The 16,040-nt window shown below is 59.8% G+C and carries 10 protein-coding genes; 3 read left to right on the forward strand and 7 right to left on the reverse strand.

Annotation, left to right across the window (positions count from 1 at the left end; all coding sequences use genetic code 11):
- Positions 1–81 precede the first annotated feature (81 nt).
- The 5 genes from Enr13x_RS02740 to hypF all read right to left on the reverse strand — a co-directional run bounded on the left by Enr13x_RS02740 (position 82) and on the right by hypF (position 7,654).
- Positions 82–1,974 (reverse strand): sulfatase-like hydrolase/transferase, encoded by a 1,893-nt coding sequence (locus Enr13x_RS02740; protein WP_231744059.1) that lies wholly within the window; start codon positions 1,972–1,974, stop codon positions 82–84.
- A gap of 537 nt (positions 1,975–2,511) precedes the next feature.
- Entirely contained in the window at positions 2,512–3,606 is a 1,095-nt protein-coding gene (gene hypE, locus Enr13x_RS02745; RefSeq protein ID WP_145384581.1) for a hydrogenase expression/formation protein HypE, read from the reverse strand.
- On the reverse strand, positions 3,606–4,733 hold the full coding sequence (gene hypD, locus Enr13x_RS02750; protein WP_145384582.1) for a hydrogenase formation protein HypD: 1,128 nt from the start codon (positions 4,731–4,733) through the stop codon (positions 3,606–3,608). Before hypD ends, hypE begins: the two co-directional genes overlap by 1 nt.
- Positions 4,730–4,963, reverse strand: a complete 234-nt coding sequence (locus Enr13x_RS02755) for a HypC/HybG/HupF family hydrogenase formation chaperone (RefSeq protein WP_145392071.1) — start codon at positions 4,961–4,963, stop codon at positions 4,730–4,732. The genes hypD and Enr13x_RS02755 overlap by 4 nt, the downstream gene beginning before the upstream one ends.
- Before the next feature lie 324 nt (positions 4,964–5,287).
- Positions 5,288–7,654 (reverse strand): carbamoyltransferase HypF, encoded by a 2,367-nt coding sequence (hypF, locus tag Enr13x_RS02760; protein WP_197455736.1) that lies wholly within the window; start codon positions 7,652–7,654, stop codon positions 5,288–5,290.
- Between the two features lie 184 nt (positions 7,655–7,838).
- Between hypF and Enr13x_RS02765 the strand changes: the two genes are divergently transcribed.
- Complete coding sequence (locus tag Enr13x_RS02765; RefSeq protein ID WP_145384583.1) at positions 7,839–8,807, forward strand: 3-keto-disaccharide hydrolase; 969 nt, start codon at positions 7,839–7,841, stop codon at positions 8,805–8,807.
- Positions 8,808–9,382: 575 nt separating this feature from the next.
- Complete coding sequence (gene fusA / locus Enr13x_RS02770) at positions 9,383–11,431, forward strand: elongation factor G (RefSeq protein ID WP_145384584.1); 2,049 nt, start codon at positions 9,383–9,385, stop codon at positions 11,429–11,431.
- 37 nt (positions 11,432–11,468) lie between these two features.
- Here fusA and Enr13x_RS02775 read toward each other — a convergent pair whose 3' ends face one another.
- Together Enr13x_RS02775 and Enr13x_RS02780 are read right to left on the reverse strand one after the other, a co-directional pair.
- Positions 11,469–12,926, reverse strand: a complete 1,458-nt coding sequence (locus tag Enr13x_RS02775; protein WP_231744060.1) for an isoaspartyl peptidase/L-asparaginase — start codon at positions 12,924–12,926, stop codon at positions 11,469–11,471.
- Positions 12,927–13,056: 130 nt separating this feature from the next.
- Positions 13,057–14,088: an aldose 1-epimerase gene (locus Enr13x_RS02780; RefSeq protein ID WP_145384585.1), complete on the reverse strand. Its 1,032-nt coding sequence runs from the start codon at positions 14,086–14,088 to the stop codon at positions 13,057–13,059.
- Between the two features lie 206 nt (positions 14,089–14,294).
- Here Enr13x_RS02780 and Enr13x_RS02785 point away from each other — a divergent pair, with 206 nt between their 5' ends.
- Positions 14,295–16,037 (forward strand): tetratricopeptide repeat protein, encoded by a 1,743-nt coding sequence (locus tag Enr13x_RS02785; RefSeq protein ID WP_145384586.1) that lies wholly within the window; start codon positions 14,295–14,297, stop codon positions 16,035–16,037.
- Positions 16,038–16,040 lie beyond the last annotated feature (3 nt).

Consider the following 16,040-nt stretch of genomic DNA (forward strand, 5'->3'; position numbering starts at 1 on the left):
CGGAACTCTTCATTTTTTGACCAGCAAATTTTTTGACCAAGCCCCTGTCGTCCAACGGACGCACCATTTTTCCGCAGAGCCTCACCAGCCGTTGAGTTCGGCGATGCGGCCGAAGATCCCGATCCCGTATTTGCCTTGCCGAGTCCTGCCCTGGTCGATGTACTTCTTGACCAGCGGAAGAGCGGGCTCGCCGATCCAGTCGATGACGTTTTCGAGCATCGTTTCGTTGTTCGTACCGTGGAACAGCAATTCGTCCAGGCAAGCGAGCCCTTGGTCTTTTTGCCCCAGATTGATCAGCGTCCATGCGGCCATCATGCGGACTTCATGGGCATCGTCTTGCAGGGCACGTTCCAAGTCGGCCGCGGCGGGGCGGGCGTTGTCGCCCAGCAGGTGGATTCCGACGACCGCCCACCAACGCAGCACCTCGTCAGAATCGGTCAATTGATTGACAAACGTTTGCAACTGGCCTTTGTCCCGGGCGAGTGCCACGTCGGCGGCGTCCAAGTATTGTGCCAGCGGGTACAGCCGATCCATGCGCACCATTTCGTAGATCGTCACGTCATTGGCCGCGGCGCGGCGCTCCCGCATTTTTTCGGGCATCAATCCCGAATCACGTAGTTCCAATTGTTTTTCCCGCAGCGCCTGTTTCAGTTCGTTGATCTTTTGTCGATGTTCGCGTGCGTCGATCAAGTTGTGGACGTTGTCGAAATCGGCCTCGGTGTCATAAAACTCTTCGGAAACACGCGGGCGGAAAAACCGCCCGGTGATGGCGTCGGTCTTGCCTTCGCGGTGGTGCTGTTCCCAGGCCGGGGTCAGGGGCGCTTTCCAGAGGTACGCCAGGTGTTGTCCGGCGGGCGCGTAGGGCATGTAGTTTTTGTGATAGGCAAAGCGTTCGTCTCGCATCAAACGGACGTTGTCCAGCCGTTCGTCGGCGCGTTCACGAAAACCGAGGTGGTAATTCGGCGCCGGTTCGGTTCCGTCGCCCAAGAAAATCGTGCCCTGGAATTGTTCCGGGATTTCGGCACCGGCCAAACTGAGCCAGGTTTTGGGCATGTCGACGAAACTGACGATTCGATCGACCGTCATGCCGGGTTTTTCAGCCGGATAAAACTGTTTCCATTTCTCCGGAATCCTGACGACCAGCGGGCAATGAACGCCGCTGGAGTAAAGGAACCGTTTGCTCCGCGCCATCACGCCGCCGTGGTCAGAGTTGTAAATGATGATCGTGTCGTCGTAGAGGCCGTCTTTCTTGAGTTCTTCGAGCGTGTCATGGACCTTGCGATCCATGTTCTCGACCGCATCGGCGTACTTCGCATAATTCTTGCGGATGACGGGCAGATCGGGATGGTAAGAAAACAGCTTCATCTCAGCCGGATCGTTCTTGGTGTTCTCGACGTCTCCGTGGGCTCGACTTTCGTGACTGTCCGTAAAATTGACGACGGCAAAGAACGGCTGTCCCGGTTTCCGATGTTTCCAGCCGTACTGTGACTTGCCCTTGGCGCCCTTGAAGTCCCAGCACTCTTTGTCGCCACGACCGCCGACGTTGTAATCGGTCTTGCCGGGATTGGAGGTGTGATAACCGGCCTGGCGTAACAGGTCGGGGTAGTACTTGATCTTGTCGTGCGGGATTTCGTTGCGGCTGCGCATCGGCTGGGTGCCGTTGGAGATCGCATACATGCCGGTGATCCAACAGGACCGCGTCGGAGCACAGACGGCGGCGTTGTCAAAGCAATGCGTGTAGCGAAAGCCTTCCTTGGCCAGTTGGTCGATCGCCGGCGTCTGCGCGTTGGTGCCGCCGTAACAGCTGACCCAGGAGACGCCGTTGTCCTCGCTGGTGATCCAGAGGATGTTGGGCCGCTCCGCTGCCTGGGCGACATCGCCGATGCCGGCGATCGCCAGCAAACCGGCGATCACGACGGCCCAGGGTGAAGTGGTGGAAAAGCGTTTGAGCGATGGGAAGCGAATCGGAGACAAGGCGGGGTTCCTGTGTGCGGGAAAACGGCGCTGCGTGCGGTCTTGAGAGGCACCGCATTGTCACCGAAGCCCATACGGCCGTCAACAAAACGCGGATGGCCGCATGCCGGCATTCCGCGTTCTCAGTCGGGCGACGTGGCCCGTCTGGAGTTCGTGGGTGCGTGGCGATAGGACCAATAGGACAGATGCGACCTATAAGTCCCATGTGTCCTATTGGTCCCATTGCGCGGTTGTTACCCCGTCCCCGGAGCAACGGCAAAACAATGGGGGCAAAACAATTTTCGGCTCTGATCGTTTTGCCCCCATCGTCTTGCCCATCGTTCGTTGTCCAGTCGAGCAACAAAGACTGACAACTGATGACGCAGTCGGTTGCATCGACCGATGCGAGTTCGATGAAATGGTTCACTACGGTCGTTGGGAAACCAGGGACCAGATTGGTCGAAGTGTGCGTTCAAACGCAGAATCTGTAGCGGCGTCTCGACCGAATCGTCGGCACAAATCTGCTTCGTGCAGCTGACTGGTCCGAGGGATGTAGCATCAACAGATCCGCGGCAACTGCTCGCCGATCGCAGTGACGACCACTCGGGAGGCTCCGATCACGGTCTTGGCGACGACGACGCCGGGGTGTTCGGCCACGACGTGGCCGATGATGGCGGCATTGGATCCGTGCTTGTCCGCTTGGATCGCGTTTAAGACGGCGCCCGCGAACGCGGCCGGCACCATGCAGACCAGCTTGCCTTCGTTGGCCACCAACAGCGGGTCGAACCCCAAAATCTCGCAGGCCGATTGGACGATCGGATGAATCGGTAATCGCGTCTCTTCGATCACGATCCCACAGTCGCTCGATGCCGCGATTTCGTTCAGGGATGCGGCAAGCCCGCCACGGGTCGGGTCGCGCAGCACGTGGACGTCGGGGCAAACTTCTGTGATCGCCGCGACCATGTCAGCCAGGGGAGCCGAATCGCTTTGAATCTTCGCGTCGAACTCCAACCCCTCGCGGACACTCATGATCGCCATGCCGTGGTCGCCGAGCGTGCCACTGACGATCACGACATCGCCGGGACGTGCGTTGTTGGGGGCGATGTCGATTCCGTCGGGCACCACCCCGACGCCGGCGGTGTTGATGTAACATCCGTCGCCATGCCCCTGCTCGACGACTTTGGTATCACCTGTGATGACGGTGACACCGGCGTGGCGAGCCGCCGCGCCCATCGCGTCGGCGATGCGTTTGAGCTCGGCGATCGGAAAGCCTTCTTCGATGATGAACGCCGCACTCAAGTACAGCGGTTTGGCGCCGCTCATTGCCAGGTCGTTGACGGTCCCGTTGATCGCTAGATCGCCGATCGATCCGCCCGGAAAAAACAGCGGCCGGACGACATAAGAATCCGTCGACATCGCCAAACGTTGGCCGGTGAGCTGAATAACAGCTGAATCCCTGAGAACATCGAGGTGGTCATTCTTGAACGCCGGCAGAAACACATGCTCGACCAACTCCGCCGACAGTTTTCCTCCACCACCGTGTCCGAGGATGACGTTCGGGTAATCTTGCAGCGGCACCGGGCAGACCGGTCCGCCGAAGTCGATCGGATCTCCAGCGCCGTTTCGACTTGATTTTGGGGTCTTGTCGGCCATCAAGCTTGCTCGGCCACGTTCGTGTCGGGGGCGTTCAGTGGCACCAAGCGACCATAGTTGTAGTAGGCCGCGCAAGCCCCTTCGCCGGAAACCATCGTCGCGCCGAGCGGGGTTCGTGGGGTGCACTGTTTTCCAAACGCTTCACACTGGTTCGGTTTGATCGCCCCCTTGAGGACGTCCCCGGCACGGCACAGCGTCGATTCCCGCGTGCAGATGGCGGCAACGTCAAATTTGGATTCCGCGTCAAAGTTTCGATACGTGTCGCGCAGACGCCAACCGCTGTGCGGGATCGATCCGATCCCACGCCAGTTGCGATCGGTGGTCTCGAACACTTCGTCCAGGAGAGTTTGTGCCGCCACGTTGCCTTGCTCGGAGACGACCCTGGGATACGCATTTTCAACCGCAGCGGATCCCGATTCCAACTGGGCGACGCAGCGGCGGATGCCGTCGAGCAAGTCCAGCGGTTCAAAGCCGGTGATCACGATCGGAACCTTGTAACGATCGCAAAGGGGGCGATAGTGATCAAACCCGGTCACCGAGCAAACGTGGCCGGCGGCGAGAAACGCGTTGACGCGGTTTCCCGGTGAGTTCATGATCGCTTCGATCGCCGGTGGCACCAGCACATGCGAAACCAGTGCGGAGAAGTTGTCGACGCATTGATCGTGGGCCAGCTTGACGGCCATGGCATTGGCGGGCGCCGTCGTTTCGAAGCCGATCGCCAGAAACACCACTTCGCGATCCGGATTCTCCCGTGCAATCTTGACGGCATCCAGCGGGGAATAGACGACGCGCACGTCACCGCCGGCGGCTTTGACCTTGAACAAGTCACCTTCGGACCCGGGCACACGCAACATATCGCCGAAGGAGCAAAAGATGACGTCGGGGCGGGACGCGATCGCCAAGGCTTTGTCGATCACGTCCAGCGGGGTCACACAGACCGGGCAGCCGGGACCATGAATCATCTCGATCTTGTCCGGAAGGATCTGGTCGATCCCGTTGCGGATGATCGAATGCGTTTGCCCGCCGCAGACTTCCATGATCGCCCAGGGCCGAGTCACCAGGCGTTGGATCTCACCGGCGAGTCGTTTCGCTTTTTCGCCATCGCGGTATTCGGTCAAGTGTTTCATGAATCAAGACGCTCCATGGCATCAAACGTTCGCAACGTTTCCTCCGCCGAGGCTTCGTCGATCTGGCTGATCGCAAACCCGGCGTGGACGATCGCGTATTCGCCGACTTCGATGTCGGGCAAAAACGCCAAACAGACTTCTTTGACGACGCCGCCGAAATTAACTTTGCCCATTCGCATCTGGTTTTCGTCGAAGATCGATTCCACTTTTCCGGGCACGGCCAGACACATCAATTCACACCGTTGTTGAGGGGAGTTTGTGCGGTCGATTCTGCTTCGTCCTTCTTCCGCATCGCCTCGTCCAGCATAGCGGGTTTTCGATGTGGCGGCGGTTTTTTCATCGTTTCCCTTGTTCCCGGGCTCCGCCTGGGAACACACTGTCATGGAGGCTCCCGCCTCCTGCCCGTTATCGGCGTGTGGCGGGAGCCACACCTGCCGTGCATTCCAAGGCAGAGCCCTGGAACGAGTTGATACCCACGGATGGCAGGGCGTACCCACGGATCCCAGGCTGCTTTTCATCCGTGGGTACGCTCTGCGATCGGTGGGTTCAATCAATCAGATCGCGCACCGGGCTGTCCTCAGGCTGGCGACGACCGCTTGCCCCAGCGAAAGTCCGCCATCGTTGGGCGGAACCTGTCGATGAACCAGCACGTTGAATCCGGATGCTTCCAGCCGCTTGGTCAACAGCGTGGTGAGCAAGACGTTTTGGAAAACACCGCCGGTCAAACCGACGACGTCGATGCCGGTTTGCTCATGCCCCAACCGGCACACATCGCTGATCATCGCCGCGGCGGCATGATGGAAGTGTGCGGCAATCTGGCGTCGGTCCACTCCGGCGATGACGTCACGGCAAATCGACTCGACCAGATCGTGAGATCGGATTTGCATCGGCGTGTGTTCCGCTGCTTCGGCGATCTGAAAGCGGTACGCATTGGAATCCACCTGGCCGATCACTTCGGCTGCCAGTGCTTCCAACTCGATCGCCGCCTGGGCTTCAAAGCTGACTTCGTGGCGAATGCCGATCAGCGACGCGACCGCATCAAAGAGCCGCCCGGCGCTGCTGGTCGGAAAACAGTTGAGGTTCGATCGGAGTTGTTGTCGCAACAGACGCCGCACATCGGCCGGACAAAAGGAAACGCAGGGCAGTCGTTGGTCCCACGACAATCCATGGGCACTCAGCAACGCCAGGGCCGTGCGATAGGGCCGCCTGATGCTGGCGTCGCCGCCGGGTAGCGGAAAGTATTCCAAGTGGGCGAACCGTTCGAAGCCCTTGCAGTTGGCGGTCAAAAATTCTCCGCCCCAGATCGCGCCGTCGGTTCCATATCCGGTGCCGTCCAAACAACAGGCGATGATGGAACGATCGGCGTCGAGCTGATGTTCAGCGATCAAGGACACCGCGTGGGCAACGTGGTGCTGCACGCGAATCAACGGCACCCGCAGCGATTTGGCAAGGTTCTCGGCAAACTGTCCAGAAAGAGACGAGGGGTGCAAGTCGGCGGCGACGGCATCCGCGTCGATGCGGAACAGTTGCAAGTAGTGATCGACGTTCCGCTGCAGGGCGCCGAGTGTCTCCAGGTTGCCGACATCACCGATGTGTTGGCTGATGTATGCGTTCTGTCCCTGTGTGATGCAGAACGTGGACTTCATTTCTCCGCCGACCGCCACCACGCTCGGACCGTTCTGGCGGAGCTTGATCGGTATCGGGGCGAAACCACGCGAACGCCGGATCGGCAGCGCGGACGCACCGAGTGGTCGGGTGACGGAGTCATCACAAACGACGTGGATGTCCCGGTCGTGAAACAGAAACCCGTCGACCAGCGGGCCGAGACGCTCCATGGCTTCGTCATTCGTTCGAGCGATCGGTTCGTCCGAGAGGTTGCCCGAGGTCATCAACAAAGGGGAACATGCTTCGATCAACAGGTGGTGCAGCGGAGAATAGGGCAGCATCACGCCGACGCAATGATTTCCCGGTGCAACCGCGTCGAGCATGTGAGAGTATCCGGCGTCATCGACGTCGGGCTTTTGTTTTTGCAGCAACACGATCGGGCGTTCCTTGCTTTCCAACAAGCGTCGTTCGCTGCTGCCGACTTGCGCGAACGACTCGGCGTGCTCGGCGTCGGCGACCATGATCGCAAAGGGTTTGGCGATGCGGCCCTTTCGCTCGCGAAGTTTTTGAACCGCATCGACGTCGGTCGCATCGCAAGCCAAGTGAAAGCCGCCGATGCCTTTGACGGCAACGATACCCCCGTCTCCAATGCACGCCGCAAACGATTCGATCACGCGTGATGGATCGTCGCGCTTTGATGCGCGGATTTGGGCATCGGGCGTCAATTCGTCCGCGGCAACAAACCAGATTTGCGGCCCACAGTCCGGGCAGGCGTTGGGTTGAGCGTGAAAACGTCGGTCCGACGGATCGTTGTATTCCTCGCGACATCGCCCACACATCTCAAAGGACTTCATCGTCGTCAGGGCACGGTCATAGGGAATGTCTTCGACGATCGTGAACCGTGGGCCACAATTGGTGCAGTTGATAAACGGGTAGCGGTGGCGGCGGTTGTGCCCGTCTTGCATCTCCGCCAGGCAATCCGCGCAGATTGAGATGTCGGCCATCACCGCGGTGCTGTCGTGGAGCGATGGGGCGCTGTCGCGGATCGTGAATCCGGACTCCTCGATCGTCGGCAAGTCAGCGGTCTCAAGCGAATCGAGGGTCGCCAGGGGCGGCAAGCTCTGATCGAACCCACGCAAAAACGTTGCCAGTTGGTCTCGCTCCCCTTGGGCCTCGATCGTGACGCCCCGCGAGTCGTTTTGGACCCAGCCGGTCAGCCCCGCCTCGCTCGCGCGGGTCCAGACGAACGGTCGGAACCCGACCCCCTGGATGCGCCCCGTCAGGCGAATGCGGATTCGTTTCAAATGCTCGTTCACGTTGCTTTTGTCGCTAACCTCTTCCGTTCCAATGTAGGTGGTATCCGCGGGGACGGCTTGCTATCCGGACGCGTTCCTGTGGATCGCCGCCACGCCACCACGGAAAAACACACGGACCGAGATCGGCACGATAAACTCTCTCGTTCTCCCCTGGCACCAAACCTTTCTGTTTTTCGAGGATACCATGAAATCAGCACTCAGCCTTTTGATCGTGGTGGCGATCGCGACCGCATCGATCGCGAAAGAGGACGGCCAAGACGTTTACACCGACCCCGACGCGACACCCCAATCGTACAAGTTGCAGGGCGAATACGAGGGGCAAGCCGGTGACAAAGGCGACACGTACGCCGCGCAGATCATCGCGCTGGGCAATGACCAGTTCCACATGGTGGCCTACAAGGGTGGACTACCCGGCAACAACCAGAGCCACAAAGACATCTTCTTTGAAACCGATGGAACGCTCGAAGGCGACGATGCCACGTTCCAGCATGAGGACTTCACAATCTCCGTTTCCGGCGGCGAATTGCGTGTCATCAATGCCGATGGAAAGCAAGTCGCGACGCTGGAACGCATCGTCCGCAAGAGTCCGACGATCGGTGCCAAGCCGCCCAAGGGCGCTTTGGTGTTGTTTGATGGCAGCAACGGAGACGCGTTCGAAGGCGCCCAAGTCGACGATGGATTATTGCTGGCCGACACGTTCAGCAAAGAGAAGTTCGCGGACCACACGTTGCACCTGGAATTCCGCACGCCGTTCAAGCCCAGTGGCCGTGGCCAAGGGCGGGGCAACAGCGGTGTCTATGTGCAAAGCCGGTACGAAATCCAGGTCCTCGATTCGTTCGCGCTGGCCGGCAAGAGCAACGAGTGCGGCGGGATCTACCAGATCGCCGAGCCCAGGGTCAACATGTGTCTGCCGCCGCTGCAGTGGCAAACCTATGACATCGATTTCACCGCGGCGCGATACGATGCCGAGGGAAAAAAGATCGCCAATGCCCGGGTCACCGTCAAGCACAACGGGGTGGTCATTCACGATGACCTGGAATTGCCCCAGCACACCCCGGGGCGTCACCAGGAAGGCCCCGAGCCGGATGCCCTGTATCTGCAAGGCCACGGCAACCCGGTCTACTATCGCAACATCTGGGCGGTGGGAAAATAAAACCGACCGTGGCGTAAGCTGCCAGCTTGCGACCCGGCCGCTGCCAAGCGGCCCGTCAGCCTTCGTCCTTGGTCTCAATCAGAACTGAGGGTCTCGGGGTTAGCGGAACGGCGCGAGCCGTCCGGTCACGCTTCAAAAACACCTTGAATGACCGGAGGGCTCGCGCCCTACCGCTAACAAACAACACCCGTTTGGTGTCAACGTCGGCGGCATCGTGCGCCGGCCAACATTCTAGCCGATTTGCGCGACAAAGAGGCACACCGCGTGCAGGGGAACCCCGTGACCAGGTCCGTTGCGTCCAAGGGAGACGGTTCGACCGCCGCGAAAAACGTTCTGCCCTTTGCTCTTGAAAACAAAAGGCGCGCGTTATCGCACAAGGCGTGACGTATCCACACGCTTCAGACGCCTTGGGAATCGGTGTTGGTGCACATGACGCACAGCGTTGCAGCGACACTTCGTCTCGGGTGTCGAAGTGATCGAAACGGGCCTGCGTGATCCCATTGCTTGCGATAGATTGTCGACCCCCGGCGCGCACGTTCAAACCTGTGCGGCCCTACTTGATAAGGAGCTCTTCGATGGCCGTCCCCAAGCCAGAACTGATTCGAAACCTTTGCTTTTGTGGTCAGACTGGATCTGGCAAGACCACACTCTGTGAACGACTGTTGTTTGCCGCCGGCGAAATCAGTCGACTCGGCACGGTTGAAGAAGGCAACACGGTTAGCGACTTCGCCGAAGAGGAACATCAATACCAACATTCGCTCGCCCCCAGCATCGTTCATTTTGATCATGAACATCACCGCGTCAATTTGATCGACACGCCGGGGATGTCGGATTTCATCGGCCACGCGATCGCCTGTTTCCCGGCCGTTGAAACGGTCGTCATTGTGATCGATGCGGTCAAAGGGATTGAAAGTGAAACGCGACGGCTGATGAACGTGGCAACCGACCGCAACCTGCCGCGAATGATTCTGGTCAACAAGATCGACGCCCAGGAGGCCGATCTGGAGAAATTGACGAAACAGATTCGATCAGTCTTCGGGAACGTCTGTCTGCCGATCAACCTGCCCAAACCCGATTTGTCGGGCGTGGTCGAAGTGTTCGAGACCGATGCACACGATGTGACCGCGTTCAGCTCGGCCGAAGCGGCCCACACCCAGATCGTCGAACAGGTGGTCGAGGTCGACGAGCAGTTGACCGAGACGTATCTTGACGCCGGCGCCGAACGACTCGACCCGAACCGATTGCACGACGCCTTTGAATGCGCGCTTCGTGAAGGGCATTTGGTCCCGATCGTTTATGCATCGGCCAAGGCCGGTGCAGGGATCGAGCACCTGCTCCACGTCACCGCCTCGTTGTTGCCAAGTCCCTTGGAGGGAAATCCACGTCCCTTTGTCCAGGGCGGCCAACCATTAAAAACGGAATTCGACGCGGGCAAGCCCACGATCGCGCACGTGTTCCAAGTCGCCACCGACAAACACGTCGGCAAGCTGGGCATCTTTCGCGTTCACCAGGGCATCGTGCGGCAAAAGTCGGAGCTGTTCATCGATGACGGCCGCAAACCACTTCGCATCAGTCACGTGATGCGGTTGCAAGGAAAAGACCACAAGGAAACCGAGGCGATCGGGCCCGGTGAGATCGGTGCGATTTCAAAAATCGATGAGATTCATTTCGACGGTGTCCTGCATGACGGCGCGACTCCCGAAGATCCGCCACTGTTGTTGCCGCTGGAGCTGCCCAAGCCGATGTACGGATTGGCGGTGGAACTGAAAAGCCACGCCGACGAAACCAGGTTTTCCGCCGCGATGCACAAGCTGCAGGACGAAGATCCCTGTCTGGTGCTGGAGCGTGTCCCCGCGACCAAGCAGACGGTGTTGCGCGGACTCGGAGAGCTGCATCTCCGGATCACGCTCGAGAAACTCTCGAACCAGTACGGAATTGATCTGGAAACGTCGGAGCCCAAGGTCGCGTACAAAGAAACCATCACGCTTTCCGCCGAGGGGCACTATCGTCATAAAAAGCAAACCGGAGGGGCGGGGCAGTTCGGCGAAGTCTATTTGCGCGTCGCGCCCCTGCCGGACGGTCACCCCACGGGGTTTGAGTTCGAAAACAAGACCGTCGGCGGTTCGATCCCGAAACAGTTCATGTCGTCGATCGAAAAAGGAATCCGACAAGTGCTCGACGACGGTGCCGTCGCCGGATACCCGATGACGGGCGTCCGTGTCGAAGTCTACGATGGCAAACACCACGAGGTCGACAGCAAAGAGATCGCCTTCATGACCGCGGGAAGAAAGGCGTTCATCGATGCCGTCTTGAAAGCCAAGCCGGTCCTGTTGGAACCCTACGGCAATGTGGAAGTCCACGTGCCCGGCCAATTCCTCGGCGATGTCACCAGTGACTTGTCCGTGCGCCGCGCCCGTGTCACCGACACACAAATGCAGGAGGACAGTTGTGTGATCAAGGCCATCGCGCCGCTAAGCGAATTGCAGGCTTACTCGAACCAATTAAAAAGCATCGCCGGCGGCGCCGGAGCGTTCTCCGTCGAGCACAGCCACGAAGAACCGGCACCGCCCAACGTTCAAGACGAAGTCATCGCCGCCTTTCGACCCAGTCAAGAGGACGATTGATTGGTCAAAAGATAGATTGGTCAAAAGATTGGGGCGCTCAGGGCGCGTCACGCACCGAAGTGTGGTCGTGCACGATTCGCCAGCCTTCGTCGAATCGGCGAAACACCAGGGTGAAACGACCGCCGATCGGAGTGGCGTCGCGTGTCAGTTGCCAAACGCCCAATACTTGAAAGGCGTCGTCGCCCAGACGCTGAAACTCAAGGTCCGAGAACGCGACGTTTCCCATCGTCGCTTTGTCGGGATAACGTCGTTTGTAGCGTTGGAGGGTTGCCGCCCAACCGCGTGTGACGTTGCCACCGGAGGAAAACGTCAACGCTTCGTCGTTCCAATAAACGTCCATGAAGCGATCGAGGTCGCCGGCGTTCCAGGCGTCGGCTTGCCGGTCGATCAGTCGACGAATCTCGGCCTCGTCGACGTCGGATGACTTCACGGCGTCGATCGGCTTCACGGCGTCGATCGGCTTCGCAGCGTCGATCGGCTTCGCAGCGTCGGCTGGAACGCGGCCGCCGTTGTCGCGCGCCAGATGGGTTTCGAATCGACCGCCGCTGTCGGCCGCGGCGCAGCTCATCCCCGGTGTGTTGTGCTGCATCACGATTTGGCCGTCGTGGGAGACACCGATCAGACCGCCGATCCCCGGTTGGAGTCGTTCGGTCATGATCTCCGTGACGGCGGTTTCCAGCGACCGTCCGGCATACAGCATCTGCGCGGCGATGTCATAGGCCACGGCGTTGCGAATGTACTCCTCGCCGACGCCGGTCCCGGAAACGGCACAGGACGCATTGTCAGCGAACGTGCCCGCGCCCACGATCGGCGAATCGCCGACACGGCCGGGCAGTTTCTTCGCCGTGCCACCGGTGCTGGTTCCCGCGGCCAGGTTCCCCTCGAAATCGAGCGCGACGCAGCCCACGGTACCCAGGTGTGGATGCCCGGGTGCATCCGATCGCGGCGGCGTCGGCCGACGGTGGCTCAAAAAATACTTCGGGTCGACCAAGGGGACCTTCTGGGCAGCCGCGAAGGCATCGGCGCCGCGGCCGGCCAGCAACACATGTTTGGTGTCGGTCATGACCAATCGCGCCGTCGAGATCGGGTTCTTGACGGTTGTCACGCCGGCGACCGCACCGCAGGCACGATTCCGCCCGTCCATGATCGATGCATCCAGCTCCGCGTTTCCCGCTTGGGTCAGCACCGCGCCCCGGCCGGCGTTGAAATTGGCGTTGTCTTCCAGCGACCGGATCACCGCTTCCACCGCATCGAGTGACGATCCGCCTGCGGCGAGCAAGTCGCGTCCGATTTTCAGCGCCGCCTCCAATCCGTCCCGGCGTGCGTTGCGTTTTTCATCACTCCACTTCGACGGGTCTCCGCCCGCACCGCCATGGATCACAATCGCCCAACGCTTCGCACCTGCGGTTTCGGCGTGAACGGGACGGGCCGTCGGCGAGCCGATCAACGAGCTAGCCATCGAGACAACCATCATCAGGCGGAGTGTTCGAAACATAAAAGCTACCGGGGGCGGGTACGGATGAAACATGACCGGATTCTAATCCATCTCGACGGACCAACCGAACCTGCCAAACCCCCTCTCCTGCCAAAAAGGTGTCGGACACCTTTTCTGGATTTCAAACTACCTATTCTGCCAAAAAGGTGTCGGACACCTTTTTGAATTGGTACTCGACCCAACCGCTGAGGGTTTGGCCGGGTTGGCAGATCTGCAGGTGCGCTTCGCTGGTCTTGCCCGCGGCGTGCAGGTTGTGGGCGTCCGTGCTGCAGGTCTGACTTTCCACGCCGAAATACGGTCGGTCCGGAGTCCAAACGACCAGGTGCGTGAATGCTTCGGAGGCGGCAATGGTGATCATACGATTCACGTCGCGGTACTCGATCACGGTGGGCTGATCCGGTTTCATACCCCAGAACACGTCATCAAACGTCGTCCCCTTGAGCGACATGAACTCGCCGAGCGGAAAACCCAACTGGTCCTTGGCAACCAGTTTTCCCGACGGCAGTTGCTTTTCCGATTCCATCCAATGTGTCGCAGGGATCTTTAAGTACGTGTCCGCGCGCCGGCCCTGGTAAACGAAGTACGGATGCAGAGCAAATCCGAAAGGCACCGCGGCCGTGCCGGCGGTGTTGTCAACCTCATACGTCCAGCGGACCGCGCCGTCGCTGACCGTCACGGTCAAGTAAAGCTCGTGGGGAAACGGGAACCGCGAATGCAACGCGGTGCCGTCACGAAAATCGGCGACGCAGGTGATCGCCGCATGCTTTGAATCGGAACGGGATCGAACGAATTGCCACGCATGGCGATTGACCAGCCCATGAATGAAGTTGCCACCCGCATTGGGCTGGAAACGAACCGCTTGGCCGTCGAATTCGAACGCGGCATTTTTCACTCGGTTCGGAGTCGGATACAGAATGGGATTTCCGAAGCCGACCCCGGGCAGCTTGTCCAGCGAATCCGGTTGTCGCAGGTACTCGACGTCATCGACACGTATCGAGTAAGCGTTGGCGCCTGCGCCGGGAGCAAACTTGACCACCGTTGTTCCCTGACGCAGCGTGAAAACCTGGGTTCCCGATTCGTTGCCGATCGAGATTTCGCCTGCCACGACGTTTGGCACGACGGCGCAAAGGGCGAAACAACAAAGGAGTGGTCGGAGCATCATGTTCGTGTCCGTGGGAGCGAGTGGTCGGAGAGGAAGCAGATTTTAGTTCACCTGAAGGCGTCGTATCACGTGTGGGTGTCTAATGATCCGATGAGAACGCCAGATTCACACTGTGACAACGGAATTCACGCCCCTTAGCTGGCCGGGCCAATCACGGAACCACGTGTATCGGCCCGTTTCGCCGTTCCATTGAACAGGAGACTCCCATGCAGAAGATAAGAAACTGCTTGAATGCGGCTCTGGCATCGCTCGCATTCATTGTGCCCAGTGGCTGTGACACCCACGACGTGATCACCCGTGGTTCTCCGGACGGGGCGTCTGAGTCACCGGCACCCAACACCACGCCGGCGATTCTCTATGACGGATTCGAGAACTACTCGCGAGAGGTCAGGACGACGTCGCCCCCTGCGCAAAAGTACATCAATCAGGGGATGCAGTGGCTGTACGGTTTCAATGACGACGAAGCGATTCGGTGTTTTCGGGAAGCCGCTCGGCTTGACCCGCAATGCGTGCTTCCCTGGTGGGGCATTGCTTATGCCAGCGGCATCAACATCAATGACCCGACGATGACCGAACAGGAATCGCGGACCGCATGGGAAGCTCGAAACGCCGCGCTGGAGCGACTGGACCATGCGTCACCGGTTGAGAAAGCGCTCGTCGAGGCGGTCGCGTTACGATACATCTGGCCAGCCCCCGAGGATCCGGCAGAACTCGAACAGAGGTATGCCGACGCCATGCAGCAGGTCTGGCAGCAGTTCCCCGAGGATGCCGACGTGGGCACGCTGTATGCCGAAGCCTTGATGAATTTGCAGCCCTGGGATTATTGGACCGAAGATGGAGAACCCAAAGGACGTGCCACCGAAATCGTCCAGGTGCTCGAGACGGTGATGGAGTTGGATCCCGACCATCCTGGCGCGCTGCATTACTACATTCACGCGCTCGAGGCATCGAAATCACCCGAGCGTGCCGTGGAGGCTGCCGATCGGCTGGCGTTTTTGGTTCCCGGCTCCAGTCACCTGACTCACATGCCGTCCCATATCTACGGCCGGGTGGGGCGGTATTCGGACGCGGCCGATGCGAACGTTCGAGCGGTCGCAGCCGATCGACGCTATCTTGCCTCGGCCGCCGAGCAAGATTATTACGGGCTGTACATTTCCCACAACCTGCACTTTCTCGCGTACGCGGCGATGATGGAAGGCCGCTATGAACAATCGATTCAGGCGGCGCGGGAGATCGAGACGCACGTGCCAAAGACCTTCATGCAACGCTACCCGCAAGTCGCCGACGGATGGGCGGCCGCCCTGCCACATGTCCTGGTTCGTTTCGGCCGCTGGCAGGAAATTCTCGAGCTGGACGACTACCCGGCCGAGCGACCGGTCAGCCGGGCGATGAGACGTTACGCCCGCAGCATTGCGTATTCCGCGCTGGGACGAATCGATGAAGCCGAGCAGGAGATCAAAGCGTTCAACAAAATCGCGGCGACCGTTCCGACCGATTGGAAAATCGGATTCAACCCTGCCCATGCGGTGTTCCCGTTGGCGCGCAAGATGATGCACGGCGAGCTGGCCTTTCGCAAAGGCGATCATGACGAGGCGTTCGACGTGCTGCAAGATGCGGCTGAATTGGAAGACCGACTGCTGTATGACGAACCACCGAGTTGGCTGCAGCCGGTGCGACATGCACTCGGGGCACTGCTGATGGCGTCGGGCAACTACGCCCGCGCCGAATCGGTCTACGAAACGGATTTGCAGCGCAATCCGGGGAACGGCTGGTCGTTGTTGGGGCTTGAGAAAGCACGGCGAGCGCAGCGAAAAACGGAAGGCCTTGATCAGCTCGTTCGGCAGCGTTCCAGGGCCTGGTTCCGTGCGGATGTCGAGCCGACTTCGTCCTGCTACTGTGAGCCGGGGGCGGTGATTCTGGACCAGGCCCCGGTGAACTCCGCGAAGTAGCCC

The organism is Stieleria neptunia, from assembly GCF_007754155.1.
Classification (GTDB): Bacteria; Planctomycetota; Planctomycetia; order Pirellulales; family Pirellulaceae; genus Stieleria; species Stieleria neptunia.

Coding starts and splice junctions, on each gene's coding strand:
- hypE (WP_145384581.1), bottom strand. CDS start 3,606: ATGGCCGACAAGACCCCAAAATCAAGTCGAAACGGCGCTGGAGATCCG.
- Enr13x_RS02780 (WP_145384585.1), bottom strand. CDS start 14,088: ATGATGCTCCGACCACTCCTTTGTTGTTTCGCCCTTTGCGCCGTCGTG.
- Enr13x_RS02785 (WP_145384586.1), top strand. CDS start 14,295: ATGCAGAAGATAAGAAACTGCTTGAATGCGGCTCTGGCATCGCTCGCA.
- Enr13x_RS02755 (WP_145392071.1), bottom strand. CDS start 4,963: ATGTGTCTGGCCGTGCCCGGAAAAGTGGAATCGATCTTCGACGAAAAC.
- Enr13x_RS02775 (WP_231744060.1), bottom strand. CDS start 12,926: ATGTTTCGAACACTCCGCCTGATGATGGTTGTCTCGATGGCTAGCTCG.
- hypD (WP_145384582.1), bottom strand. CDS start 4,733: ATGAAACACTTGACCGAATACCGCGATGGCGAAAAAGCGAAACGACTC.
- fusA (WP_145384584.1), top strand. CDS start 9,383: ATGGCCGTCCCCAAGCCAGAACTGATTCGAAACCTTTGCTTTTGTGGT.
- Enr13x_RS02765 (WP_145384583.1), top strand. CDS start 7,839: ATGAAATCAGCACTCAGCCTTTTGATCGTGGTGGCGATCGCGACCGCA.